The sequence below is a fragment of the Paenibacillus sp. XP01 genome (assembly GCF_057364885.1).
In genome coordinates, this window is record NZ_CP139481.1 from 4,825,958 (window position 1) to 4,849,780 (window position 23,823).

At 53.0% G+C, this 23,823-nt stretch carries 18 protein-coding genes and 2 tRNA genes; 1 reads left to right on the plus strand and 19 read right to left on the minus strand.

What is annotated here, in order from left to right:
- Window positions 1–103 precede the first annotated feature (103 nt).
- The 18 genes from SNR34_RS21750 to pyrR form a co-directional block, all read right to left on the minus strand.
- Entirely contained in the window at window positions 104–214 is a 111-nt protein-coding gene (locus SNR34_RS21750) for a YjcZ family sporulation protein (protein WP_236416574.1), read from the minus strand.
- A 110-nt stretch (window positions 215–324) separates the two neighbouring features.
- The gene (locus tag SNR34_RS21755) at window positions 325–987 is read right to left on the minus strand and encodes a hypothetical protein (RefSeq protein WP_486180159.1); all 663 of its coding nucleotides are present in this window, start codon (window positions 985–987) and stop codon (window positions 325–327) included.
- Window positions 988–1,169: 182 nt separating this feature from the next.
- On the minus strand, window positions 1,170–1,346 hold the full coding sequence (locus SNR34_RS21760) for a hypothetical protein (protein ID WP_236416580.1): 177 nt from the start codon (window positions 1,344–1,346) through the stop codon (window positions 1,170–1,172).
- A 253-nt stretch (window positions 1,347–1,599) separates the two neighbouring features.
- Window positions 1,600–1,673 (minus strand) — tRNA-Ile (locus SNR34_RS21765).
- Window positions 1,674–1,730: 57 nt separating this feature from the next.
- Window positions 1,731–1,804 (minus strand) — tRNA-Met (locus tag SNR34_RS21770).
- A gap of 69 nt (window positions 1,805–1,873) precedes the next feature.
- Window positions 1,874–2,038 (minus strand): hypothetical protein, encoded by a 165-nt coding sequence (locus SNR34_RS21775; RefSeq protein WP_236416582.1) that lies wholly within the window; start codon window positions 2,036–2,038, stop codon window positions 1,874–1,876.
- Window positions 2,039–2,185: 147 nt separating this feature from the next.
- Window positions 2,186–3,634, minus strand: a complete 1,449-nt coding sequence (locus SNR34_RS21780) for an ABC transporter substrate-binding protein (RefSeq protein ID WP_339273824.1) — start codon at window positions 3,632–3,634, stop codon at window positions 2,186–2,188.
- Between the two features lie 20 nt (window positions 3,635–3,654).
- On the minus strand, window positions 3,655–4,518 hold the full coding sequence (locus tag SNR34_RS21785; protein WP_236416587.1) for an ABC transporter ATP-binding protein: 864 nt from the start codon (window positions 4,516–4,518) through the stop codon (window positions 3,655–3,657).
- 1 nt (window position 4,519) lies between these two features.
- Complete coding sequence (locus tag SNR34_RS21790; protein ID WP_339273825.1) at window positions 4,520–7,450, minus strand: ABC transporter permease; 2,931 nt, start codon at window positions 7,448–7,450, stop codon at window positions 4,520–4,522.
- Window positions 7,450–8,562: an efflux RND transporter periplasmic adaptor subunit gene (locus tag SNR34_RS21795; protein WP_236416591.1), complete on the minus strand. Its 1,113-nt coding sequence runs from the start codon at window positions 8,560–8,562 to the stop codon at window positions 7,450–7,452. Before SNR34_RS21795 ends, SNR34_RS21790 begins: the two co-directional genes overlap by 1 nt.
- A complete protein-coding gene (locus SNR34_RS21800; protein WP_486180160.1) occupies window positions 8,525–9,460 on the minus strand; it encodes an ABC transporter ATP-binding protein in 936 nt (311 codons plus the stop codon). Before SNR34_RS21800 ends, SNR34_RS21795 begins: the two co-directional genes overlap by 38 nt.
- Before the next feature lie 280 nt (window positions 9,461–9,740).
- Window positions 9,741–10,382 carry an orotate phosphoribosyltransferase gene (gene pyrE / locus SNR34_RS21805; protein WP_236416593.1) on the minus strand — a complete coding sequence of 214 codons (642 nt, stop codon included), beginning with the start codon at window positions 10,380–10,382 and terminating at the stop codon, window positions 9,741–9,743.
- The gene (pyrF, locus tag SNR34_RS21810; RefSeq protein ID WP_486180161.1) at window positions 10,379–11,119 is read right to left on the minus strand and encodes an orotidine-5'-phosphate decarboxylase; all 741 of its coding nucleotides are present in this window, start codon (window positions 11,117–11,119) and stop codon (window positions 10,379–10,381) included. Before pyrF ends, pyrE begins: the two co-directional genes overlap by 4 nt.
- 107 nt (window positions 11,120–11,226) lie before the next feature.
- Window positions 11,227–14,445 (minus strand): carbamoyl-phosphate synthase large subunit, encoded by a 3,219-nt coding sequence (carB, locus tag SNR34_RS21815; RefSeq protein ID WP_486180162.1) that lies wholly within the window; start codon window positions 14,443–14,445, stop codon window positions 11,227–11,229.
- 1 nt (window position 14,446) lies between these two features.
- The gene (carA, locus tag SNR34_RS21820; RefSeq protein ID WP_236416595.1) at window positions 14,447–15,589 is read right to left on the minus strand and encodes a glutamine-hydrolyzing carbamoyl-phosphate synthase small subunit; all 1,143 of its coding nucleotides are present in this window, start codon (window positions 15,587–15,589) and stop codon (window positions 14,447–14,449) included.
- A gap of 307 nt (window positions 15,590–15,896) precedes the next feature.
- On the minus strand, window positions 15,897–17,201 hold the full coding sequence (locus SNR34_RS21825; RefSeq protein ID WP_486180163.1) for a dihydroorotase: 1,305 nt from the start codon (window positions 17,199–17,201) through the stop codon (window positions 15,897–15,899).
- 122 nt (window positions 17,202–17,323) lie between these two features.
- On the minus strand, window positions 17,324–18,238 hold the full coding sequence (locus SNR34_RS21830) for an aspartate carbamoyltransferase catalytic subunit (protein ID WP_486180164.1): 915 nt from the start codon (window positions 18,236–18,238) through the stop codon (window positions 17,324–17,326).
- Complete coding sequence (pyrR, locus tag SNR34_RS21835) at window positions 18,235–18,798, minus strand: bifunctional pyr operon transcriptional regulator/uracil phosphoribosyltransferase PyrR (protein WP_339273831.1); 564 nt, start codon at window positions 18,796–18,798, stop codon at window positions 18,235–18,237. Before pyrR ends, SNR34_RS21830 begins: the two co-directional genes overlap by 4 nt.
- Before the next feature lie 736 nt (window positions 18,799–19,534).
- Here pyrR and SNR34_RS21840 point away from each other — a divergent pair.
- Window positions 19,535–22,210 carry a YhgE/Pip family protein gene (locus SNR34_RS21840; protein WP_486180165.1) on the plus strand — a complete coding sequence of 892 codons (2,676 nt, stop codon included), beginning with the start codon at window positions 19,535–19,537 and terminating at the stop codon, window positions 22,208–22,210.
- A 270-nt stretch (window positions 22,211–22,480) separates the two neighbouring features.
- Here SNR34_RS21840 and SNR34_RS21845 read toward each other — a convergent pair whose 3' ends face one another.
- Window positions 22,481–23,809 (minus strand): DUF6080 domain-containing protein, encoded by a 1,329-nt coding sequence (locus SNR34_RS21845; RefSeq protein ID WP_486180166.1) that lies wholly within the window; start codon window positions 23,807–23,809, stop codon window positions 22,481–22,483.
- Window positions 23,810–23,823: the final 14 nt, after the last annotated feature.

Genomic DNA, 23,823 nt, shown 5'->3' on the forward strand with positions numbered 1-23,823 from the left:
TGTCAAATGACCCGCATGCCGCTCATTCCCCATGTTTCGCGCCAAGCTCCGCCGTCAAGCGGCGGAGCCCAGCCGAATCACAAGGATTTCAGGGGTATCCAGCTTATACCCAGAAGGATTTTGTGATGATTACGAGAAGGATGAACAGCACCAGAATTGCACTTGTGGAAGTCCATACTCCGCCATTTCCACAACCGTATCCAACTTGACTCATTTGATTGGCCTCCTTTGAATTTCAAGGTATGCCATAAGATATGCGAATTCAATTGGAATGACCGGGCCATATCCCAATCTACAGCGCCCAAAATCAAGGAGTTTGTCTCGCTACTCCACGGCGACATCTGCTTGCTTGCCGGTTCCCGTCCGGATCCGACCTCTTCCTCCATCGCTGTTTAGAATGACCGTGCGAGTACGCGTATCGTTTCGAGCGGCCAACAGCACCGTCCCATCCGGAGCAATGCAATACGCGATCGGGATGGACACTTCAGAATTGCGATAGAAGCCGTCTCCATGGCTTGACCCCATAACGAGGCATCTGTTCTTCACCGCAATGCCGCGAGCGGCTTCCAGCCATTCTTCATACTGCTCTTCACTGAACATGCCCACCCCGATGGAATGCATCAGGATGTCCACCTTCCCTATTTCTTCATTCTCAAACCCCTGAAGTACCAGCTCATCGCATAGCAATGTACTGATCCTCCATCCTTGCTCCTCTACGGCCTCAGCTGGCGTATATTTCGCCTTTTCCAACACGATCTTGCCTTTTGGGTCAATGACGATGGAACGATCCTTCGGACGTTCATTCAGCCTGCGATGTCCGGACACGATCATGGTTCCGTACCTTGCCGCCAGCTCACGTGCTTGGTCCACGTTCTGGTTCAAATACCCCTCCGGAAACAGCAAAATATCCGCATCGTTGTCCATGAGCTCCTTTTCCAACTGCAGAAGCCCATCCTCAAGCTTCGGTTGACCGATGACAATTTTCAAGCCCAACTCCCCCATTCTTCGTCATTAAAAAGCCGGTTCATACCCCATAAAGAGGTACGAACCGGCTTAAAGGCAAGCACGCGCCGATTGGGTCACGTACTGCAACTCCTTCAAGAGCAATGGTCCGCAAGCCGAGAAAATGCCTCAATCCCATTGCCTTTACAGTTCAGGTTGATATGTAATTATGCTTTTCTATGCTCAATTCTATCATATATCTCTTGTCCGTCATAGCTCCGATCTGTTGTGACGTCCCGCATAAACCGGATGCCTTCCGGGCTTCCGAGCTCAGCCGTTCCTCCGGCCAATGCTCCCATAATCATGGCGAAAGGATAAATCATAATCGCTAACATTTTTTTCACGATGCCCCTGCCTCTTTCCTATTTGGATTTTTATTCTATATATATACGACATAAGTTTCATATCGGTTTCACATTCCATGCAATTGCTTAGGATGATAATAATGCTAGATTCGAGAAAGCTATGGACAATCACAGAATACGAAAAATAAGACTATCGCGTGAGGGAACGTTCGGTATAATGACGAAAAGCAGATCCAGGAAGATATGTTAGTAGACAGAAAAAAACCCTTGCTGCGCAAGGGCTTTGAGGAAATGGGTCCTACAGGACTCGAACCTGTGACCAATCGGTTATGAGCCGACCGCTCTAACCAACTGAGCTAAGGACCCTCACCAAAAAAGTATAACGTTCACATGATGGCTGTTTAAACATCGAGTGAAACTTGATTGCGGGGGCAGGATTTGAACCTGCGGCCTTCGGGTTATGAGCCCGACGAGCTACCGGGCTGCTCCACCCCGCGTCAGTAAAAAATCAAAATAGCGACTTAATTAATATACACCATTTATATCCTATACGTCAAGGGGTAATGTCAGGGAATAAATCGAACACCATATCTCCCTTTTTTGGAACGGAAAATCTCGATCTCTGACGGGTCGCTGTATCCATATAACCAACCATCATGTTCAAGCCGCTTGGCCAAACAGCCTGCTTGAAATTTGGTGGCGTAAAGCTTGCTAAAATATATCCAATGCATAGGTCACCCTCCTTTCCAATCCATTGCTCAATATGTAGAATACCCCGCTTGCTCCAATTTTATATCCTGCATGCTTAAAGTCAAAAAAAGCTGCCAGAGACCAAATCTCCGGCAGCTTCAGGATGAAGCAAATTAAAACATGACTTCTTATGGGTTAAATGTCGCTTTTGGGTCCTTTTTCAACTTTGCCAGCATTTCGTTACCCTTAGCAGCCCATTCGGCAAGTGCTTCCTTCGGTGTTTTTTTGTTCTCCAGCACTTGGTTGAAGTACTCCATGCCTTTATCGCTAACTTGCCACAGATTCGGCATCTTCTGGTACATTTTGTCCAGATTCGTATTGGTCGGCGGAATCGGTTTTAACGTATAGAAGGCCTGAATGTTGTAATCCATGCCGTCCTTCGGCTTGATGAAACTCTTGCGGGAAACCATCTCATAGGCGCTGCGCGCTTTGATTTTTGCCCAATCCTCGCTGTTCATGTATTTGATCAGTTCCCAGGCATCATCCGGATTTTGCGCCGAACTGTTGATCGCCATCAGATTGCTGAGATAGATGTTGCCGCCGATTCCTGGCGCTTCGGGATGCACGGGCGGTGTGACGACCTCCCAATCCACTTTCGTGAACCCTTCCATTTTATCGGCGTTTTTGTTGGCATCGATCAACTGGTTGATGTAACTATAATCGCCTAAAGCCATGGCTGTTTTGCTGCTGAGGAACAGATCGCCCTGCAGCGGGTTGTATCTTTCGCCACTGCTTTGGTCCATCTGCTCATCCCCTTTCGGGGTAACCTTGTCGATGGCGAGCTTGCTGATCTTGCTCCATACTTTTTCCCACTGAGGCGAATCGACCGTCATTTTTTCCGCCTTATCGTCGAAAATTTTCAGTTGAAGCGCGCTATAGTACTGTTGCATCGAATAGTAGGGTGATCCTCCTTGCCATGTGCTGAACGCAAATCCAAACACATGGTCCTTGCCTTCGCCGCTGGTAACGCGAGTCGCCAGGTTAAAGATGTCGTCCCAAGTCATGTTATCCGTCGGCGGCTCTACGCCTGCCTTCTGGAAGATCGCCTTATTGTAGAAGAGGGCGGACGAGGAAAACGTTGGCGTCAACGCATAGATGCTCTGATCCCCGATGTCTTTGATGCCTTCCAGCACGCTCGGTACGATATCGCTCGTGTCGAACTTATCCTCTTGCATAAGCGGATCAAGTTGTTTCAGCATGTTCTCCTGGATCAACGACCTGATCGTTGACGTATCGGCCACAACCACGTCCACCGGATTGTCTCCGGTCATGATTTTTTTGATGCTCTCCATCGTATCCGGAACTTCCTGCTGCTCATCCGTGTTGCCGTAACCGTACATGCTGCCCTGCTCAACGGCTGGTACAACCTCAATCGTAATATTCGGATGTGTCAGCTCAAAGGCATCCGTAAACTGCTGGCGAAAATAGCTATCGTCTGTATTGCCCCACAAGGTGGCCACACGCAATACGCGCTGCTCGTTGTCCTTCGATTCGCTTGCCGTGCAACCTGCAAGCAGCGGCAATGCCAGACTGGCTGTAGCCAATATGCCCAGCACACGTTTTCCCCACATCTTCATTCCCCAATTCCCCCTCATGATTATCTTGGCGGCGTAATCACGATACGCTCGCCGTCAAATTCCAACGTCGCCCGGTTGTCGATCGATAACGCCTCGAGGTATTCCTTCGGTACCTGAAGCCGCCCGGCCCGGTCAATAATGACAAAAGCTTCATGAATGCTCGGCGTTCCCGAGCCAGGCAAGTTATGCTCGTCATCCAGATTTTCGTTGCGTTTCACAAATTCGGTACTCGTTAATCCGTCACGAATGGCAACGATCCGGTCGACCTTGCCCGCAAGCGTCAGGTCATGCGTTACGATCACGATGGTGACGCCTAATTCCTTGTTCATTTTGCGAAAAATATTCATGATCGTATCCGATGTCTCGGAATCGACCGAACCGGTCGGCTCGTCGGCGAGCAGCAGCTTCGGCCGATTGGACAATGAAATCGCAATCGCAACCCGCTGCTGCTCCCCACCCGACAATTGATGGAGCTTGTTATGCATCCGATCCTTGAGCCCGACCCATTCCAGCAGCTGTTTGGCGTATGCGCGATCCCGCTTTCCACCTAGAATCATCGGCGTTTCCACGTTTTCCAGGGCCGTGAGATACGGCAGCAGATTGCGGCCGTTGTTCTGCCAAATAAATCCGACGGTATGCCTTTTGTATTCCACGAGCTGCGCATCCGTCATTTTCAGCAAATCCCAGTCGCCGACGATGGCCGTACCGGCTGTCGGCCGGTCAAGGCCGCCGAGAATGTTGAGCAGCGTCGATTTTCCGCTTCCGCTATTTCCGATGATCGCCATCATCTCTCCCGGGTTCACCGTCAAATTCAGACCTTGAAGGGCAACGACTTCCACGTCGCTGGATTTAAAAATTTTAACAAGTCCTTCACACTGGATCACGTTACCTCTCCTCTCCCATTTTGACCGCCTGATGTACGCGCAGCCTGCGAATCTGCCAGAGCAGCATGCTTGCTCCAATAATCAGCATGACTACCGTCACGCCATACAGCTGGAGCATGTCGCTCTCTTCAAACACGATGCGGAAAGGCGGAACCTGCGCAGATACGTTGTCGGTCGTTTGCAGGAAAGGCAGGAACAATCGGCTCGCCACTTGACCGATGCCGATGCCCAGGGCGATGGACAGCCCTGCGGTGAAAACCTGCTCCAGGAGCAGCATGCCGCTCAACTGGGCCCGCGACAGCCCCATTGCCCGCAGGACGCCGAACTGCACGACGCGTCCCGACAGGTTAAAGAACCAATACAGGATGTATCCGATCAGGGATATGATGACGGATACGAGAAAACCGAGACTGAGAATGCCGAAAACGCCGCCGCGGGACGGATGTTTGCCCTGGGTTACGAGTTCGGTGCGCACGTCGCGCACAGAAGACAATTCGATGCCTTCCGCTGCAAGCTTCTCCATCAACGGGCCTACCTTGGCATCAGGTTCCATTTTCAGCCAAACTTCATATGGAATCAGCGGTACCTGATCATAGATGTAATCCAGATTCGCAATGAAGAACGGCATCTGATCCGGGTATTGGGCAGGCCAGTAAGGGATAATGCCAAAAATAACGAATTCGATGGCCTGCCCCTGAACGCCGATCGATACCAGGTCCCCGGTTTTGAGCTTGTATTTGTCCGCAAACTTGGAGGATACAAGAACCGCGCCTTCATACTTCCCGAGCAAATCGAGATACTTGTACGGATGCGCCGGGAAGAGATCGTTGCGGAACCAGGCTACCTTGGCAAAATCGACGTTGTCGATGCCGACCAGCATGCCCTGGCCTCCCGATTTGCCAGAAACGATCACATTGCCCTTCGTTTGCAGCACCCTGGCGGCGCCCTCAACGCCATCCAGCCTGCGGAACACTTCAAATGGCGGTTCGGAGTATATCACTTTGGTCGGCTGTTGAGCGCCACCGCCACCGCCTCCTCCGCCTTGGCCTCCTCCTGCACCATTGCCGCCGGAAGCGCCGCCTCCGTTCTGCCCTCCGCTGCCTCCGCCTTGTTGTCCTCCACCGCCGCCGGCGCCTCCATTTGGACCGGAGCCGGAAGGGTTCACTTCAGGCGTCCCTTCCCATACGGTTTGCATGATCACGTCCGTACCATAGCGGTACAGCGTCCGCTCGGTAGAGTTCAGGTCAATGGTCCGGGCAGCAGCCGAGTTGTACACGCCGAGGCCCAGCGTCAGCACAAGCAGGATCATCAGCGGATAATACGATGCCGACGAACGCGAGAGCTGAGTCAGGGTCAGGTACAACGGTACCGGGAGCAGCTTGCGGCCGATCAGCTGAATCAGCTTGAGAATCCACGGGAACAACCGCAGAAAGAACAGCCCCAGGGCAAATATCGCCAGTGCGGGCACAAAGAACAGAAACGGCTGCACCTGCAGCTGGTCTGTCGTCATGCCTGTTTGAAACGTAAGCATCTGCCGTTCATAGAACAAATAATAACCGTATCCCGCCAGCCCAAGCAGGGCAATGTCCAGAAACCATCGCTGCCACACCGGCGCACGATCCGTGCGTGCCTGACGGCGTTTGGCTGACACGATCGTTGCTCTAGCATAGGTGATTGCCGGGATCAATGAAGCAATGATCGCAACCAGCACGGCTGCCAAGCCCAGCAAAATCGCTTCCTTGGACACGCCGATCGGGATGGATTTCCGGTCCACGAAAGACAGGAATCCGCTGGCAGACCCGATGCTTTTGGCCATGAAATATCCCAACATGGGACCGATCACAAGCGCGATCACGCCAAGGAACATGCCTTCAAGCAGGTACAGCGAGAAGATTTGCCGTGCAGAAGCCCCCCGGCTTCGCAGCACGGCAATGTCGCTTTCCTGCTTCTGCAGCGACTGCCTGGCGTTCATCGCGATAAAATAGAACACCATGGCGATCATCGGTGCCGCAAGCGTAAACAGCATCGTCTGCAGCTGCAGGCTTTGGCTGCGGAACTGCTTGAGCAGATCGCCGAAGGTAATGTCAACCTTGGTGTCCTTCAAGCGTTGGTACAGCTCGATATCCAGCCGTTCCAGCATGGACGTCAAACCGGGCAGCTGGCTGGTCTGGATTTCCTTCAGGTCGAATGCATAATACCAGCGCGAATTTTGAAGCGGGATGCCTTGTTCCTTCAACAACACTTCATTGAATGCGGCTTCGTCCACGTACAGCCCGTTCATCATGCTGTCGAAACCCTGAACCCAGTAAGGGCTGGTTTCGTCATCCGGTTTGAAGGAACCCGTAATTTTTACGCGCAGCGTAATATCGAGCCCGCTATATATCGGGTACTCGAGTATGTCTCCCACGTGAAGGTCGTTCCGGTACATGCCCTCTTCAAGCATCGCCGCTTCGATGAGGCCATCCTTGACCTGATTGCCCGGCTTCATGCCGGCAGAATAATTCACCTGTTGGTCCAGCCCGCTCATCGTGCCGATTGTCATGCTGCGCGAGCGGCTGGCATCCACTTTCGTCGGATCCTCGGGACTCACTTCCGTACCGCGAATGGAACGAATGTTCACGTACGTGTTGAACGGAAATCCGACATCACGAGGCACATCCTCGCGTATGTAGCGATCCACTTCCTCCAGCCCAAGGGTGTCCGTCTTGGTTCCCCCTGGCGCCTGATAACTCATCAGCAAGGAACCAGCAGGCAATCCTTCGCTGTTATCCTGCAGCGTTTGGGCTACGACCCGCTTCAGCGCCCCGTCGGCATACATCGGAATGCTGACGGTGAACGCAACCGCCACGATCAAACCAACGAGCGTGCTGAACGTCATCCAGCGGGTATTCCACATTTTGCGGAACAACAGTCGTAACAATGGCAGCCCCATTAGCGTCCCACTACTTTCTGTCCTACGGTGAGCCCTTTGACGATCTGTACGTCCGTGGAGGTCTGCTGCCCGACTTCAACATCCACCTCGCGTTTGCTGCCGTCACTTTCCACAACCTGCACGTAGGTTCGTGAACCGATGGACCGCAGGGCAGATATCGGGATGACGATGGCGTTCTCGGTCCGCTCTGTCACAATCGATACGGTCAGCGGCGTTCCGCGTTCAACCCCTTTGGGCATTTTGGCGAGCGAAACGATGACGTACTTGTCGAGCGTTTCCTTGGCCGGCGGCGTTCCGCCCTCGCCCGAGCCGGAGTTGTTGTTTCCGGAGTCGGCGCTTTGGGCTACCGGCATCACTTTGATCTTGCCGTTCACCTTGCCCGCGCCATTGATGTCCACCGTGGACTTCATGCCTACCGAAATCTTCTCCAGGTCTTCCTTCGCAAACGTCGCGGCCACGACGAGATTGGACGTATCCGCAATCGTGGCAATCGGATCATACGCCTTCACGGCCGCCCCTTTTTCCACCTGAACCGCAATGACCGTGCCCGCAAACGGTGCGGTCAGCGTCGCTTTGCCGATCTGTTCTTCCAGGTCGGCCAGCTCCTGCCGAAGTTCCTCGAACGCAATGGTGGCCTCCTCAAACTCGACCGGGTCCATCTCGTCCTTCTTGCGCAGCGTTTCCTTCATCTGCACTTCCGCTTTGCGGATCTGCAGCTTCTTCGAGCGAATTTCCTTCTCCACGCTCGCAACGTCAAGTTCAGCCAGCAGCTGCCCTTTCTTGACCTTATCTCCGGGCTTGACGTTCAATTCCTTGACATGCATGCCATCCAACGTAAAATATACCTTTTCTTCGCGCTGGCTCATCATTTTGCCGCTGCCGCTCACCGATCGTTCCAGCGTTTCCGTCCGGACCTCATATTCCGGCTTTTTGGAAATCGTCGGCGGCGTGATCGGAGGAAGCACCTCCTCCTCGCTTTCGGCCGGCAGCAAAGAGCAGCCGGACATGGATACAGCGACAATTGCCCCTAGCAGGATCAGCGCTGTTCGTTTCCCCTTTTTCGGAGCGGCAGCCTTACTTGAGAAATCTGCCATCCGCCATTTCGTAAACATGGTCCGCAACCTCCAAAATTGTAGGATCGTGTGTTGTCATGCAGATGGTTACCTGCTCTACTTCTATAATGTTGCGAAATACGGCCATGACCTGTGCTCCCATCTTCGAATCCAGCTCGGCCGTAGGTTCATCCGCAAGCAGCAGCCTGGGCCTGTGCGCAATCGCCTTTGCGATCGCCACCCGCTGCTGCTCGCCTCCCGACATTTCGAAAGGACGATGCTTCGCCCTTTTGGTCAAACCAACCAAATCCAAGCAATGGCCTACCCGGTCCTTCCATTCGGAACGAGGCACTTCGGCCATGCGCAGCGATAACTCCACGTTTTCCCAAGCCGACAGCAAGGGCATCAGCGCGTAAGCCTGAAAAATAAAACCGATTTCCCTGCGCCGCAATGCGGTCCGTCTCCGGTCCCCCCAGTCCTGCAGCGGCTGCCCGGAAAACAAAATCTCCCCGCTCGATGGCTGATCCAGTCCGCCCAGCATGTTCAGCAGCGTAGTTTTGCCGGAACCCGAACGTCCCTTCAGCATGACGAGCTGCTGAGGTCTGACTTCCATGTCAATGCCTTTAAGCACGTGAATGATGCGGCTTCCCGTCTGGAAGCTGCGATGCACGTTGCGAACCTCAAGCACCGGGCCGTCATAGGGAGGCAGCAGCGCTTTCTTGGCAGGCTTGGTTTTTTTCGGTTCAGAGACAGCGGCAGCCGCAGCAGCTTCAGCTTCGGCTTCAGCGGAAGTTATGTTCTCTCCGTTGAATTCGGAACGATCCGTCGGTTTCTGTAAATCCGTTATGTATGCCTGGCCTCCCGACTCGGCCTGATCATGCTGCTCTTCCCCCTTCGGTGCACTCTTTTCGCCTGATTGGCTTTTGGCTGGTTTGATCTTGGAAAATAATTTCTTCATGCCAGCAATCACGCTCATCCTCTCTGTCCCTGTTTCAGTAAGAACCTGAACTAGAAATCTATTCCATACTACACTGCATTATAAACGACTGCTATCGGCTAAAAGTTACAAGCTTTTTACAACGTTTCGCCGAAAAAGTTAATATTTTGATGCGAAAACGAAAAAAGCATCCCCTTAAAGGAGATGCCTGGTGAATTTAGCGCAAAAACGGCTGCAGCGCTGCAACTATTACAATTTTGAAACCGTTGCGCGGGAAAAACGTTCCCGAACTTACGTTTCATTATTTTCCAAATGAAGTAGGATCTTCACGCCATGCCTTGAGCAGCTCGAAGTCGCTCTCCTGAATGGTGCCCTGAGCCAAAGCCACGTCCATCAGCGCCGTGTAGTTGGACAGGGTCTGAAGCGGAACGCCCGCTTCTTCGAACGCCTTGATGCCCTTATCCAGCTGATAGCTGAAAATGGCGAGCACGGCCAGCGGTTCCGCCCCTGCTTCCTTCACAGCCTGGGCGGCTTTCAGAGAGCTTCCGCCCGTGGAGATCAGGTCTTCAATGACAACGACCTTCTGCCCTTCGGAGATCAATCCTTCGATCAGGTTTTCCTTGCCGTGCCCTTTCGCTTTGTCGCGAATGTAAGCCATCGGCAGATTCAGCTTCTGCGCGACCCATGCCGCATGCGGAATGCCTGCGGTTGCCGTTCCGGCGATCACTTCGGCGTCCGGATACTGTTCGCGGATGATCGCCGCAAAACCTTCCGCGATATCGTCGCGAATCTCCGGATAAGACATGGTCAAGCGGTTATCGCAATAGATCGGCGATTTGATGCCGGATGTCCAAGTAAACGGCTGCTGCGGACGCAGTGCCACGGCTTTGATTTTCAACAGCTGTGCTGCAATGTGGTTCGGGATTTCGGATAGTGCGATCATGCGTTCAACATCTCCTTCAAAATGGTTTCTGCCGCTTCGCGCGGGTCGGCAGCACCCGTAATCGGCCTGCCCACAACGATGTAATGGCTGCCTCGCCCGATGGCCTCGCCCGGAGTAAGCACACGCGTCTGGTCTCCCAGGCTGCTTCCCGCGGGGCGAATGCCAGGGGTTACGGTATGGAAATCGGGTCCGCAGGCCGCCCGAATGGCCGGCACCTCGAGCGGCGATGCCACTACGCCGTCAAGCCCTGCTTCGCTGGCCAGTCCGGCATAACGAACCACGGTGCCTTCCACGGTACCCGGAATGCCGATCTCATCATTCATGACGGTCTGGCTCGTGCTCGTCAGCTGGGTCACGGCAATGATTTCCGGTCTGCGCAGGGCAGGGTCCGCAGCCAGCGCGGCTTCCGCACCTTCACGCGCTGCGCGCATCATGCTTGCGCCTCCGGCAGCATGAACGTTGAACATGTCTACGCCCAGGCGCGTGATGCTTTCCGCACCTCCGCGAACGGTATTCGGAATATCGTGCATTTTGACGTCCAGAAATACTTTGTACCCTTTTGCCTTCAATTCCCGGATGAATTCCGGTCCTGCCGCATAGAACAGCTGCATGCCTACCTTCAAATAACACGGAATGCCTTCCAGTGCCTTGATCAAGCCCTTCGCTTGTTCCGCCCCGGGATAATCCAGTGCCACCATCAGGCGGCCGGCCATCGTTTCGTAATTCGGGTGATTCATTGATCCCGCTCCTTCCGCATCGTTGATTTTATCGATTTTTGCCCGATATAAAGGACATCCCGCCAGCCCGCAGGCTGGCTGATGTCCTTCATCAGCAGGTTCTTCAATTAATCGGCGAAAACCGGCATGGCTTCGGAGGAGAAGTTGATCGTTTCCAGCATTCTCAGCAGGGCACGAATCGTATCCAGCGATGTCATACATACGATGCCATTCTCTACCGCTTCGCGGCGGATGCGGAATCCGTCGCGCTCAGGCGTTTTGCCTTTGGTCAGCGTGTTGAACACAAAGTTCGCTTCGCCGCTGCGGATCATGTCGAGAATGTTCGGCGATCCTTCGCTCAATTTTTTGACGGTCGTTACCGGAATATTCGCCGCTTCAAGCGCAGCAGCAGTCCCTCCGGTAGCAATGATTTTGTAACCGAGGCGGTAGAAGCCGCTCATCAGGGACACTGCTTCGTCCTTGTCTTTGTCCGACACCGTTACAACGATGGCACCGGTCGCCGGGATTTTCATGCCCGCTCCGATCAGTCCTTTGAACAGTGCTTTGGCATATTGCGGATCGCGTCCCATGACTTCGCCCGTCGATTTCATTTCCGGTCCGAGCGTCGGCTCCACGCGGCGCAGTTTCGCAAAGGAGAAGACCGGAACTTTAACCGATACGTGGTCTGACTCAGGCCACAGTCCGTCCTGGTAACCGAGGTCCTTCAATTTCACGCCCAGGATGGCTTGCGTTGCCAGGTTCGCCATCGGAATGTTCGTTACTTTGCTCAAGAAAGGCACGGTACGGGAGGAACGCGGGTTTACCTCGATCACGTATACTTGGCCATCATGGATGACAAACTGAATATTGACCAGACCGACCGTTTTCAGTTCTTTGGCGATTTTGATCGTGATGTCCACGATGCTGGCTTTCAGCTCGTCGGACAGATGCTGCGGAGGATATACCGCAATGGAGTCGCCGGAGTGAACGCCTGCGCGTTCGATATGCTCCATGATTCCCGGTACAAGCACCGTTTCTCCGTCGCAAATGGCGTCCACCTCAACCTCTTTGCCCAGCATGTAACGGTCGATCAGCACCGGATGTTCCGGATTGATTTTCACCGCTTGCTCCATGTAAGTCAGCAGTTCCGTATCGGAGTATACGATCTCCATCGCGCGGCCGCCCAGTACATAAGATGGACGCACCAATACCGGATATCCGAGGCCTTTGGCAGCTTCAACGGCTTCACCCACCGAAGTAACCGTCGTTCCTTTAGGCTGAGCAATGTCCAGGCGGGACAAGAGACTCTCGAATTTTTTGCGGTCTTCCGCTTCGTCGATGCTTTCCAGATCCGTTCCAAGGATGGTTACGCCTGCTGCACGCAGCGGTGCCGCCAGGTTGATCGCCGTTTGGCCGCCGAACTGCACGATAACGCCCACCGGCTGCTCCTGCTCGATCACGTTCATGACGTCTTCGAAGAACAGCGGTTCGAAGTAGAGACGGTCGGATGTATTGAAATCCGTCGATACGGTCTCTGGATTGTTATTGATGATGACTGCCTCGTAACCTGCTTTTTGCAGCGCCCATACGGCGTGTACCGTCGAGTAGTCGAATTCGATGCCTTGACCGATCCGGATTGGACCGGAACCGAGCACCACCACTTTTTTCTTGTCCGAAGGCAGCACTTCATTTTCGGTCTCGTACGTGGAGTAGTAGTATGGCGTCGTCGCTTCGAATTCGGCTGCGCAAGTATCTACCATTTTGTAGACCGGACGCAGGTTTTCTTCCAGGCGGCGCGTTCTCACTTCGGATTCAACCGTCAGGGAGCCTCCCGGTTGTCCTTGTGCACGCAGCTCGGCGATGGCGCGGTCCGTGAAGCCCAGACGTTTCGCTTGATACAATGTTTCCGAAGTCAACTGGGCTTCTTCGCGGATGCGATCCTCGAATTTTACAAGCCCTTCGAGCTTGTCGAGGAACCACCAGTCGATTTTGGTCAGATCTTGCAGCTCCTGCAGGCTGTATCCTCTGCGGAACGCTTCGGCAATGAGGAACATGCGCTCATCGTCGGCTTTGACCAAACGCGTTTTCAACGTTTCGTCGTCCAACGTCTCTGCATCCTTCAAGTAAATGCGGTGCACCCCGATTTCCAGGGAACGGATCGCTTTGTGCATCGACTCTTCAAAAGTCCGGCCGATGGCCATAACTTCACCGGTCGCTTTCATTTGGGTCCCCAGTTTGCGGTTCGCCGAAGTGAATTTATCGAACGGCCAGCGCGGAATTTTGCTGACGATATAGTCCAGCGTCGGCTCGAAGCATGCATAGGTTTGGCCCGTTACCGGGTTAACGATTTCGTCCAGCGTGTATCCAAGGGCGATTTTGGCTGCCATTTTGGCGATCGGATAACCGGTTGCTTTGGAAGCCAGGGCCGAAGAACGGCTTACCCGCGGGTTAACCTCGATGACATAGTATTGGAAGCTATGCGGATCAAGGGCAAACTGTACGTTACATCCGCCTTCGATGTTCAAGGCACGGATTATTTTCAGGGAAGCGGAACGCAGCATTTGATATTCGCGGTCCGACAACGTTTGGCTTGGCGCCACGACGATGCTGTCGCCCGTATGCACGCCTACCGGGTCGAAGTTTTCCATGTTGCAGACCACGATGCAGTTATCGTTGCGGTCGCGCATAACTTCATACTCGACTTCTTTCATGCCGGCGATGCTTTTCTCGACCAGACACTGTCCAATCGGACTGTAGCGCAGACCTGCCGCCACCGTTTCGCGCAATTCTTCTTCCGTGGCGCAGATGCCGCCGCCCGTTCCGCCCAGCGTATATGCCGGACGCACGATGATCGGATATCCGATTTCGTTGGCAAAGTCGAGCGACTCCTGCAATGTCGTAACGATGGTGCTTTCCGGCACGGGCTGCTCCAGTTCGCGCATCAGATCGCGGAACAGGTCGCGGTCTTCCGCTTTTTCGATGGAAGTCAGCTGCGTGCCGAGCAATTTCACGTTTTCGCGTTCCAGCACGCCTGCGCGCGCCAGCTCAACCGCCATGTTCAGGCCGGTTTGACCGCCCAGCGTTGGCAGCAATCCGTCGGGACGCTCTTGGCGAATGATTTGCGTAACGAAGTCCAACGTGATCGGCTCGATGTATACTTTATCCGCCATGTTGGTATCCGTCATGATCGTTGCCGGGTTGCTGTTGATGAGTACAACTTCCACGCCTTCTTCTTTCAGCGCCTGGCAAGCCTGCGTGCCGGCATAGTCGAACTCGGCGGCTTGCCCGATGACGATTGGACCGGATCCGATCACCAGAATTTTTTTGAGGTCCTTGTTAAGTGGCATGTTATTGTGCTCCTTTCACTGCGGCTGCCAAAACAGCTTGACGCGGTTTCTGCGGATGGTTGATTTTGTGTTCGCGGATCATTTCAATGAAACGGTCGAACAGATAGCTGTTATCGTAAGGTCCTGGCGCTGCCTCCGGATGGTATTGAACCGAGAACGCCGGGAATGTTTTATGTTTCAAGCCTTCAATCGTTTTGTCATTGTTGTTGATATGTGTCACTTCAAGCTCGGTATTCTTGACGGACTCTTCATTCACGGTATAACCATGGTTCTGGGAGGTGATGAAGCAGCGTCCGCTTTCCAGCTCTTTGACCGGATGGTTTCCGCCGCGGTGGCCGAATTTCAGTTTCTCGGTATCCGCCCCGGCTGCCAGTGCGAAGAGTTGGTGACCCAGGCAGATGCCGAAGATCGGATATTCGCCAAGCAGTTCGCTAATCATTTTCACGGCGTGAGGCACGTCTTTCGGGTCCCCAGGGCCGTTGGAAAGCTGGATGCCGTCCGGATTCAAGCGGCGAATCTCGTCTGCAGTCACGTCATGAGGTACAACGACCACATCGCAGTTGCGCTTGCTCAGCTCGCGCAGAATGCCCGTTTTGGCGCCGTAGTCTACCAGCACGATCCGTTCTGCCGTGCCCGGGCTGCTGTAAACATGTTTGGTAGAGGTCATGGGAACTTGGTTACGCAGTTCGGCGATGCTTGTGTCTTTCATCATTTCCAGCAACTCTTCCACAGGCTTCGATCCTGTTGTGAGAATTCCTTTCATCGTGCCTTGGTGGCGAATCCGGCGAGTCAACATGCGTGTATCGATGTCGCTGATGCCTACGATTCCGTACTCTTTCAACAGATCGTCCAGGCTGTATTCCGCACGCCAGTTGCTAGGCACCGGCTCATGACGGCGCACGACAAAACCGTGCACGAACGGGCGAATCGACTCGAAGTCATCGCGCGTAATGCCGTAGTTTCCGATCAGCGGATATGTCATCGTTACAATTTGACCGCAATACGAAGGATCCGACAGCACCTCTTGGTAGCCTGTAATTCCCGTATTAAAAACGACTTCACCCGTTGTTTCCCCTTCAGCTCCGAACGCTCTTCCGGTGAACAGTGTGCCGTCTTCCAACAATAATCTTGCCTGTGCCTGCATCCCATTTCACTCCTCTTTAGTTATACCGCCGAAATGCATTTCCGTTGAACTTAGCTTACTTTCGTGGGGGCTACATGTTCGAAAAACCTTTCGATCGCTGTTATCCCCGGATTACTGTAATTATTTCTCAGAGGTTGTAATCCGGTGATAAAGGCGAACACTTCGTTTCTCCAGGTCTTTTTCGACCATTCCGCGTGCCACTCCAGGCGCTCAAAATTCAAAGCCATGCTTTCGGCTTTTTGTCTCTTATCTATTCCAATCTCGGCTTACATCAGACTCGATTTGATTTGAGTTACTCAACCGCTTGTTATTGCTGGATTTCGCTGCTCCACACGCTTTTTCCGTCTACCCATGTTTGTACCGGCCAGCCTTTCAGCTTCCAACCCGTAAACGGCGTGTTTCTTCCCTTTGTGGCAAACGTCGCGGGATCTACCGCTTGTTCTTCGCTCAGGTCGATCATCGCGATATCCGCCGGAGCTCCCTCTTCCAGTTTGCCCGCATCCAAGCGGAACACCCGTGCCGGATCGGCCGTCATGCGTTTCACCAGGAAATCGAGGGTCCACAGTCCCGTCTCCACAAACTTGGTGTACAGCAGCGGGAATGCCGTCTCGAATCCAACGATGCCGAACGGTGCAAGCTGCATGCCTTTGGCTTTCTCGTCCTCGCTGTGCGGCGCATGATCCGTGACGATCATGTCGATCGTGCCGTCCAGCAGCCCTTCGATGCATGCTTGCACGTCGCGCGGCGAGCGCAGCGGCGGATTCATTTTCCAGTTCGCGTCCATGCCCGGGATATCTTCGTCCGACAGCACCAGATGGTGCGGGCATACTTCCGCAGTCACGTTAATGCCGATTGACTTCGCCAGGCGAATCAGCCTTACCGATTGCTCTGTGCTGACATGGCAGACATGGTAGTGTACTCCGGTTGCCTCAGCGAGCAAAATATCGCGGCCGACGTGAATGGCTTCCGACTCGTTCGGAATGCCTTTGATGCCGTGGCGTTTCGAGAATTCGCCTTCCGTAACGTATCCGCCCACGACCAGCGAGTCGTCTTCGCAGTGAGCGATGACAGGCATATCCATGCTTGCCGCAAGCGTCATGGCGTCCTTCATCATCTGGGCATTCTGCACGCCTACGCCATCATCGGTAAATCCGATGGCTCCGGCTTCCTTCAGGGCAGCAAAATCGGTAAGCTCGCGGCCGAGCTCGTTTTTGGTGATCGCAGCGTAGGGCAGCACCTTCACCAATCCGGCTTCCTTCGCTTTATCCAACACCAGCTTCACCGTGTCCGGATTATCGGTAACCGGTTTGGTGTTCGGCATACAAGCAATCGTGGTATATCCGCCTTTTGCCGCCGAGCGCGCTCCCGTTTCGATCGTCTCTTTATGTTCGAATCCAGGTTCGCGCAGATGGACGTGCATGTCGATCAGGCCGGGAATGACCAGTTTGCCCGCAGCGTCGGTTACTGCATCTGCTTCGCGTTCCGCCTGCATGATCGCCGCATCTTCAACATCAGCGATCTTCGCGATTTTTCCTTCTTTAATAATGATGCTTTTCCGTTCCAATTCCCCTTGTTGATTCAACATGCTCGCGTTTTTTATAACTTGCATCATGATATTCCTCCGCTTCGATTCTGCCTCGCTTTTCGGCAAGCGAGGCGAATATTTTATCGTGTACCCTCCCGTTGCTCTCTAAGAACGTCCGTCATCGCCTCCCGGCAATCCCCCTGCCGATGTTACAGCTTCATTGCGCGTTCCATGACCGCCATGCGGATCGGTACGCCATTGGCCATCTGCGGGAAAATCCGCGATGCCTCGCTCTCCACCACCGCATCGTCGATTTCGACGTTCCGGTTTACAGGAGCAGGGTGCATAATGATCGTGCCCGGCTTCAGGCGGGCAGCCCGTTCTTCCGTCAATCCGTAGTGTTCGCGATAATCCTCAGCCGAGGTAATCAGACCATGTTGGTGGCGTTCCAGCTGCACTCGCAGCATCATGACGACATCCGCATCCAGCGCTTCCTCCAGACTTACGTATGGAGCGTGCTCGGCCAGTTCCGGTGCCTGCATCGTTTGCGGAGCGCAGAAGTGCACGTCCGCACCGAATTTTTGCAAAGCCCACAGGTTTGAGCGGGCGACCCTGCTGTGAAGGATATCTCCGATAATCGATACGCGCAAACCTTTCAACTCGCCGAACGTTTTGCGCATCGTGTACAGATCCAGCAGCGCCTGCGTCGGATGTTCGTTGTTTCCGTCTCCGGCATTAACCAGCGGCACATTTACCTTTTGAGCCAGCTGCTGCAGTACGCCAGCCGGTTTCAACCGAATCACGCCTGCGTCGATGCCCATCGATTCCAGCGTTCGTACCGTATCGTAGATCGATTCGCCCTTCTCCACGCTGGATGCCGCTGCGGTGAAGTTCATCACCTGCGCGCCCAAGCGTTTCTCGGCCATTTCGAACGAGAAGCGGGTACGCGTGCTGTTCTCGAAAAACATGTTGGCTACGAATCGGGATTCCAGTACGGGCACCAGTTTGTTCGTCTGCGACTCCCAGTGCGCCGCCCGGTTCAGAATCGACTCGATCTCGCTCCGGTCAAGATCCTTCAGTCCAAGCAAACTCCGGTCCTTCAATGCTGGCTGCGTAATCGTCATGCTTGCTCCCCCCGGTTCTGAATGATTTTGACCTCGTCCTGCCCATCCGTTTCCTTCAACGCAACTTCGATCTCCTCCGATTTGGACGTCGGCACGTTTTTGCCGATGAAATCAGGGCGGATCGGAAGCTCCCGGTGCCCGCGGTCAGCGAGTACGGCCAGCTGGATGTTCTGCGGCCTTCCGCAATCCATCAGGGCGTCCATCGCTGCGCGAATGGTGCGGCCGGTATACAGCACATCGTCGAACAAAATGACCTTTTTGTCATGGATGGACAGAGACTCCGGAATCATCTTCAAGACCTCCTTGCGCTGCGCTCTATTCTCATCCGAGCGGTCATCGCGGTAAGGGGTCACATCCAGTTCTCCCCAGGGGACCTTCGTTCCCTCAATCTCCTCAATCTTGGCAGCAATGCGTTCAGCGAGGTATACCCCGCGAGTCCGAATGCCTACAACTACACAACCTTCGATTCCTTTGTTTTTTTCCAAAATCTCATGGGCAATCCGTGTCAAAGCGCGGCGGATCGCCGTTTCATCCATAATGACATGCGTTTCTGTGCTCATGCGTTCAGCCTCCTCAGGATTTCCCTTCAGATCATGGCCCCGTGACGAGGAGAACAAAAAAGACTCCTTGCCGTGTCGTTGGCAAGGAGTCTCCGAACTTCAGCGCGCGCTGAAGAAAGTTTACTCTCGGGATGCACCGTCCTATTTTGCCGCAGCAAAAAGACGATGTATCGTTCACGTTACCTTGCCAGTCTCACGGGACTGATTTAAAGGTGCTATTCATGTCGTTCATACGGTAAAGCGCCTCACAGTGCACTTTCGTACCGTATGTCCGTCGATCTTCATGAATTATGACAGAAAGGAAACCTCCTGTCAACACCTCACCATCGCAGGCGAAAAGATTCTGCTGCGTTCCCCTTATCATCAGCAATCTGGCTGAATAACATCCGTGCACAGCACATCTCATATCATTAATAATTATACAATAATCTTGCATATTTATCCATAGGAAATGTGGAAAGACTTTCAGGCAAAATAATCCGTTTCCTTTTCTTATTCCTCCCCATCGCAGGCGAAAAAAGAAAAACGGGCAGGATATAGTCGGGTAAGCTGCACGACTCCTTTACTTCTCATGAATGGAATCCGATATAAGAGGGTATGTAAAACATGTAAGTACGCCATGTGCATCATTCCCTTTCAACGCTTCCCGGGTACAATGATGGATGGTACAATCATTCTTCCATCCATTACAGGAACTGCTTCATGTTTGCTGCATACTTACGTTCAGGAGGGCATTATGCGAAATATTTGGCACATTTACAAAACAGACTGGCTTCACATCCTCAAGGTGCCCACCGGCATCTTTCTGATTGTGGCCATCATATTGCTTCCCGGCGTGTACGATTGGGTTAATGTCAAATCCGTCTGGGACCCCTACAGCAATACCCAAGGGATCAAAATCGCCGTTACCTCCGAAGATCAGGGTGCGTCCGTCGCAGGCCAAACGCTCAATATCGGAGACGAGCTCATTTCGAGCCTTAAGCAAAACAAAAAACTCGGGTGGGTGTTTGTTGACGAGGAGAAGGCTTCTCACGGCGTACAGACCGGAGAATATTACGCCAGTCTGCTGATTCCCCAAGACTTTTCCGCCAAAATAACCAGCATTGTCGACGGAAAGCTTGAACGCCCGGAGGTCATATATACGGTGAATGAAAAGGTCAACGCCATCGCGCCCAAAATTACAGGTTCAGGCGTGTCGGCAATCACGACTCAAATCAATGAAAATTTCACCGAAGCCGTCAGCGAGGCCGTTCTCACCAAGCTGAAAGAAGCCGGAGTGCAGATCAATGAACAGTTGCCAACGCTGCGAAAAATGGAGAATGGCATTTTTACGCTGGAGAACAACCTCCCGCAAATCGAAAATGCGGGTCAGAAAATTCTCGAAGTGGATCAAGCGATGCCCGAGATCGTGCAGAAGGCGCAGAAAATCGTCGAGCTCCAGCAAAAGCTGCCGGAAATCAACGAGGCTGCGCAATATGTAGTAAAGGTTCAGCAGCATTGGCCTCAAATTCAATCCGCCGCCTCGGAAATTCTGGCCATCCAGGAACGAATTCCCGAGCTTCAAAAAGCCGCTGGCTTCGTGCATGATGTGGACCAGCATTTCGATAAGGTGGGGAGCATCATTCAGACTGCGTTGGAGCAATCGGACAAGGCGCTGAATATCGTAACGACAGCGGAGCAAAATTTGGACAACGTTGCCCAAATTGCAGAAAACGGAAAGGCATTAACGGAAGGAGTCAACCAATTCATCGCTTCAAGCGAAAAAGCAATGAACAGCATTGGCCCGGCCATCAGACAAAACCTGCTGCTGGTGCAGCAGATTAGCGATGCGGCAGGAGATGTGTTCGAGCGCTTGCAAAGCACGGACCTGAGCAAGCTGCCCACGGCCGATGAATTGGATCATCTCGCATCAAGATTGGGGATCGCGCTTAGAATGACGGACAATACGTCCGCACTGCTCAGCAAAATCAATGATTTTCTGCCCGCTCACCCGTTGAGTAACCAGATTTCCAAACTGAACGCTGTATCGGACAAGCTGCAGCTGCAGATTCGTCTGGCCGGAATCGTGAGTGACGCATTGCGGCGCAACGCTACCCCGCCTGCCGACGTCGTCGCCCAATTGCACGAATTATCGAGGGATGTCGGAAACGGCATCGGCGAAGCGTTGAAGGCTTATGACAATGTAATCGCGCCGGCACTGGCCGCCGGATCGGATCATTTGAGAACGATGTTATCTTCATCCGCGGCTGCCCTTCAAACCGCGCAGGACGCCTTACCAGATGTTGCGGGCATACTTGCAACAGCCAAAGAAGGCATTACGCTTGGCCAGAGTGAATTGAGAAAACTGCAGCAGAATTTGCCGGAAATTCAAGCCAAGGTCCATGAGATCTCACAAACCTTGCAGAGCAAGAGCAATGCATTCATTCGCGCCTTGAATGCGGTGGCCCCGATCATCCGGAATGACTTGCCCAAAGTCAAAGCCAAATTGGATGAAGCTGCCCGCTTTGTGCAAAACGATCTGCCCGAGGCGGAGAAACAAATCGGCAGAGCAGCGGACTTTGTGAAAAACCAGCTGCCCGAAGTACAAACAGGCGTGAAACGCGCCGCCGAACTGGTTCGCACCGACCTGCCGGCATTGGAGCATGCCATCAGGCAGGCCGCCGACAAGCTCAGGGAAGTGGAACGGGACAACCATTTTGCGGAGCTGGCCAAATTGCTGCGGGGTGACATTGAAGCAGAGAGCGCCTTTCTTGCGAGCCCGGTACACATCAAGGAAAACCAGTTATACCCGATTCCCAACTACGGTTCGGCCATGTCCCCTTTTTACGGCGTATTGTCGTTATGGGTCGGATCTACATTGCTTATTTCACTGCTGCGGGCGGAAGCCGAAAATCCGGATGGAAAGTTCAGGGGATATCAGCTCTACCTGGGACGTCTGGCGACATTCCTGACGGTAGGTTTGCTTCAAGCCGTTTGCGTCACGCTGGGCGACATCTGGCTGCTCGGCACCTATGTAGCCGATAAATGGTGGTTTGTGCTGTTTGCCATGCTGGTGAGCGCCGTTTTCGTCACGATCACGTATACCTTGTTGTCCGTCTTCGGCAATATCGGGAAAGGCATTGCGATCATTTTCATGGTATTCCAGTTTTCCAGTTCGGGCGGCACGTTCCCGATCAGCATGACCTCTCCGTTCTTTCAGGCCCTCAACCCTTTCATGCCGTTCACGTATGCCATCAGTTTGCTGCGCGAGGCTGTTGGCGGCATTTTGTGGGAGACCGCGTGGAAGGATATTCTGTGGTTATGCATATTCATCGCGATTAGCCTCGTTATCGCTCTTGCGTTGAAGCGGCCGCTAAGCAGCCTGACCCGACGATCTGCGGAGAATGCCAAAAAAACGAAAATCATCGCTTGAGACGATCAAGCAGAACCACAACAAAGACCATAAATCCTTCATGGATTCATGGTCTTTTTTTAATCTATATAAACCGCACTAATCATTCACACTAGAGCACTGCGAGTGCAGTACCATCTTCCGATCGCTGTTATCCCCAGATTTTTTGGATCCCCCTTTCTAAGGGGAAAATCCGGTGATAAATGCGAACGCTTTGCTTCTCCAGATTAGTTCTGCCTCTCCGTTAACGTGTGTTTGTTTTTTGCGGTTTATATAACTTCATTCATTTTTTCACAATTGGTTCGGTGCCGAAATGAATTCGTTCATCGCGGAAGTTGAATCCAGCTGCTCGTAAGATTGCTTAATCGTCGTCAACGTCTCGAAGTGGCGGTACACATTATTGGCGGCCATCACCAGAACGGACACGGCGAGCAAAACGGTAAGCGCGGATTTACCTATGCCAGGACGAAGACCAATGACGAATCCTCCGGCCAACAAGAAAAACGCAAACAGGTAATGTCCTGCATACAGGTACATATCGTATTGGAATACTGCAAGCCCAAAGCCCACTACGATGTGCAGCAAAAATGCAAACAAAACGTACGGAACCAGAGTCCACACTTCTCTCTTCCGAACGCCCGCGATAAAGCCTGCAAGCGCAAGCACCAGAATGAACACGCCGACGAACAGGGAATACAAAGGCGTTGGTCGGGACAAATCCGATACAAACGCCATCATGCCCTGGTCCAATAAATGAACTTTCGGGGACAGCATCGGGTTGATGGTCAGAAGCCCAAGCGCCTTCCAATGTGCAGCAAACTGGAATGGCGTTGCATAGCTGGTTCCCCCGTTCTGGATACCGAGCAGCCAGTTGCTAACCCAGCTCCGTCCGCCGAATGCCACGTACTGGATGACGGTCAGCGCGGCAATCATGCCGACAGCCAAAACCATGATGCCAACGTATTTTTTGAAGCTCCCTCGATTCCGCCAAGCTCGCATATTAACGAACAAACTGGCCGCAAAAGGAACGATATTGGTGGACGTCAGGCCAAAATTGACGGCAGCCATCGCTGCATTCGCGGAGTAGCTAACCTCTTCCCGCTCTCGAGAATATTGCAAGTAAACTACCGAAATCAAGATGAAAAGCTGCACATACGGATAAGAATCCGGAATCAATGCAGTAAACATGAGGTACGAGCTGAATCCGAACATCAGCGCTACAAGCAGCGGAACCGTTAATTCCTTCCCTTTGCGGGCAAGGAACAAAAACACAAGCATGACGGACAAAGCATTGACAAGCGACTGCAGCACAAGAAAGAATCCATTGCCGCCCAGCAGCGCTGCGCCTCCCCCCAATACAACCGTTAAGTAAGAAATCAACGGATGAATGACGGAAGAACTGTTCATGCCGTAATACATGGATGGATCAAAATTGAACAGGTTCAGCGGAAAATCCCTTGTGTTAAACGGGCTCCGATCTCCAAGAAGTCCGGCATTTTCGGCCATATAATTGACGTAAGGAATGTTGATCAGTCCGTAAAAAAGAGCAAAACCAATAAATAACAGAAGCGCTGCACGGTTCGCCCTGCGGTCGGAAAATATGTAATCCAGAAAATTCATTATTTCACATCCTG

Excerpts from the sequence above, each read along its gene's own strand:
- SNR34_RS21750 (WP_236416574.1), bottom strand. The coding sequence starts at position 214 with ATGAGTCAAGTTGGATACGGTTGTGGAAATGGCGGAGTATGGACTTCC.
- SNR34_RS21775 (WP_236416582.1), bottom strand. The coding sequence starts at position 2,038 with ATGCATTGGATATATTTTAGCAAGCTTTACGCCACCAAATTTCAAGCA.
- SNR34_RS21780 (WP_339273824.1), bottom strand. The coding sequence starts at position 3,634 with ATGAAGATGTGGGGAAAACGTGTGCTGGGCATATTGGCTACAGCCAGT.
- SNR34_RS21790 (WP_339273825.1), bottom strand. The coding sequence starts at position 7,450 with ATGGGGCTGCCATTGTTACGACTGTTGTTCCGCAAAATGTGGAATACC.
- SNR34_RS21795 (WP_236416591.1), bottom strand. The coding sequence starts at position 8,562 with ATGTTTACGAAATGGCGGATGGCAGATTTCTCAAGTAAGGCTGCCGCT.
- SNR34_RS21800 (WP_486180160.1), bottom strand. The coding sequence starts at position 9,460 with ATGAAGAAATTATTTTCCAAGATCAAACCAGCCAAAAGCCAATCAGGC.
- pyrE (WP_236416593.1), bottom strand. The coding sequence starts at position 10,382 with ATGATCGCACTATCCGAAATCCCGAACCACATTGCAGCACAGCTGTTG.
- pyrF (WP_486180161.1), bottom strand. The coding sequence starts at position 11,119 with ATGAATCACCCGAATTACGAAACGATGGCCGGCCGCCTGATGGTGGCA.
- carB (WP_486180162.1), bottom strand. The coding sequence starts at position 14,445 with ATGCCACTTAACAAGGACCTCAAAAAAATTCTGGTGATCGGATCCGGT.
- carA (WP_236416595.1), bottom strand. The coding sequence starts at position 15,589 with ATGCAGGCACAGGCAAGATTATTGTTGGAAGACGGCACACTGTTCACC.
- SNR34_RS21825 (WP_486180163.1), bottom strand. The coding sequence starts at position 17,201 with ATGATGCAAGTTATAAAAAACGCGAGCATGTTGAATCAACAAGGGGAA.
- SNR34_RS21830 (WP_486180164.1), bottom strand. The coding sequence starts at position 18,238 with ATGACGATTACGCAGCCAGCATTGAAGGACCGGAGTTTGCTTGGACTG.
- pyrR (WP_339273831.1), bottom strand. The coding sequence starts at position 18,798 with ATGAGCACAGAAACGCATGTCATTATGGATGAAACGGCGATCCGCCGC.
- SNR34_RS21840 (WP_486180165.1), top strand. The coding sequence starts at position 19,535 with ATGCGAAATATTTGGCACATTTACAAAACAGACTGGCTTCACATCCTC.
- SNR34_RS21845 (WP_486180166.1), bottom strand. The coding sequence starts at position 23,809 with ATGAATTTTCTGGATTACATATTTTCCGACCGCAGGGCGAACCGTGCA.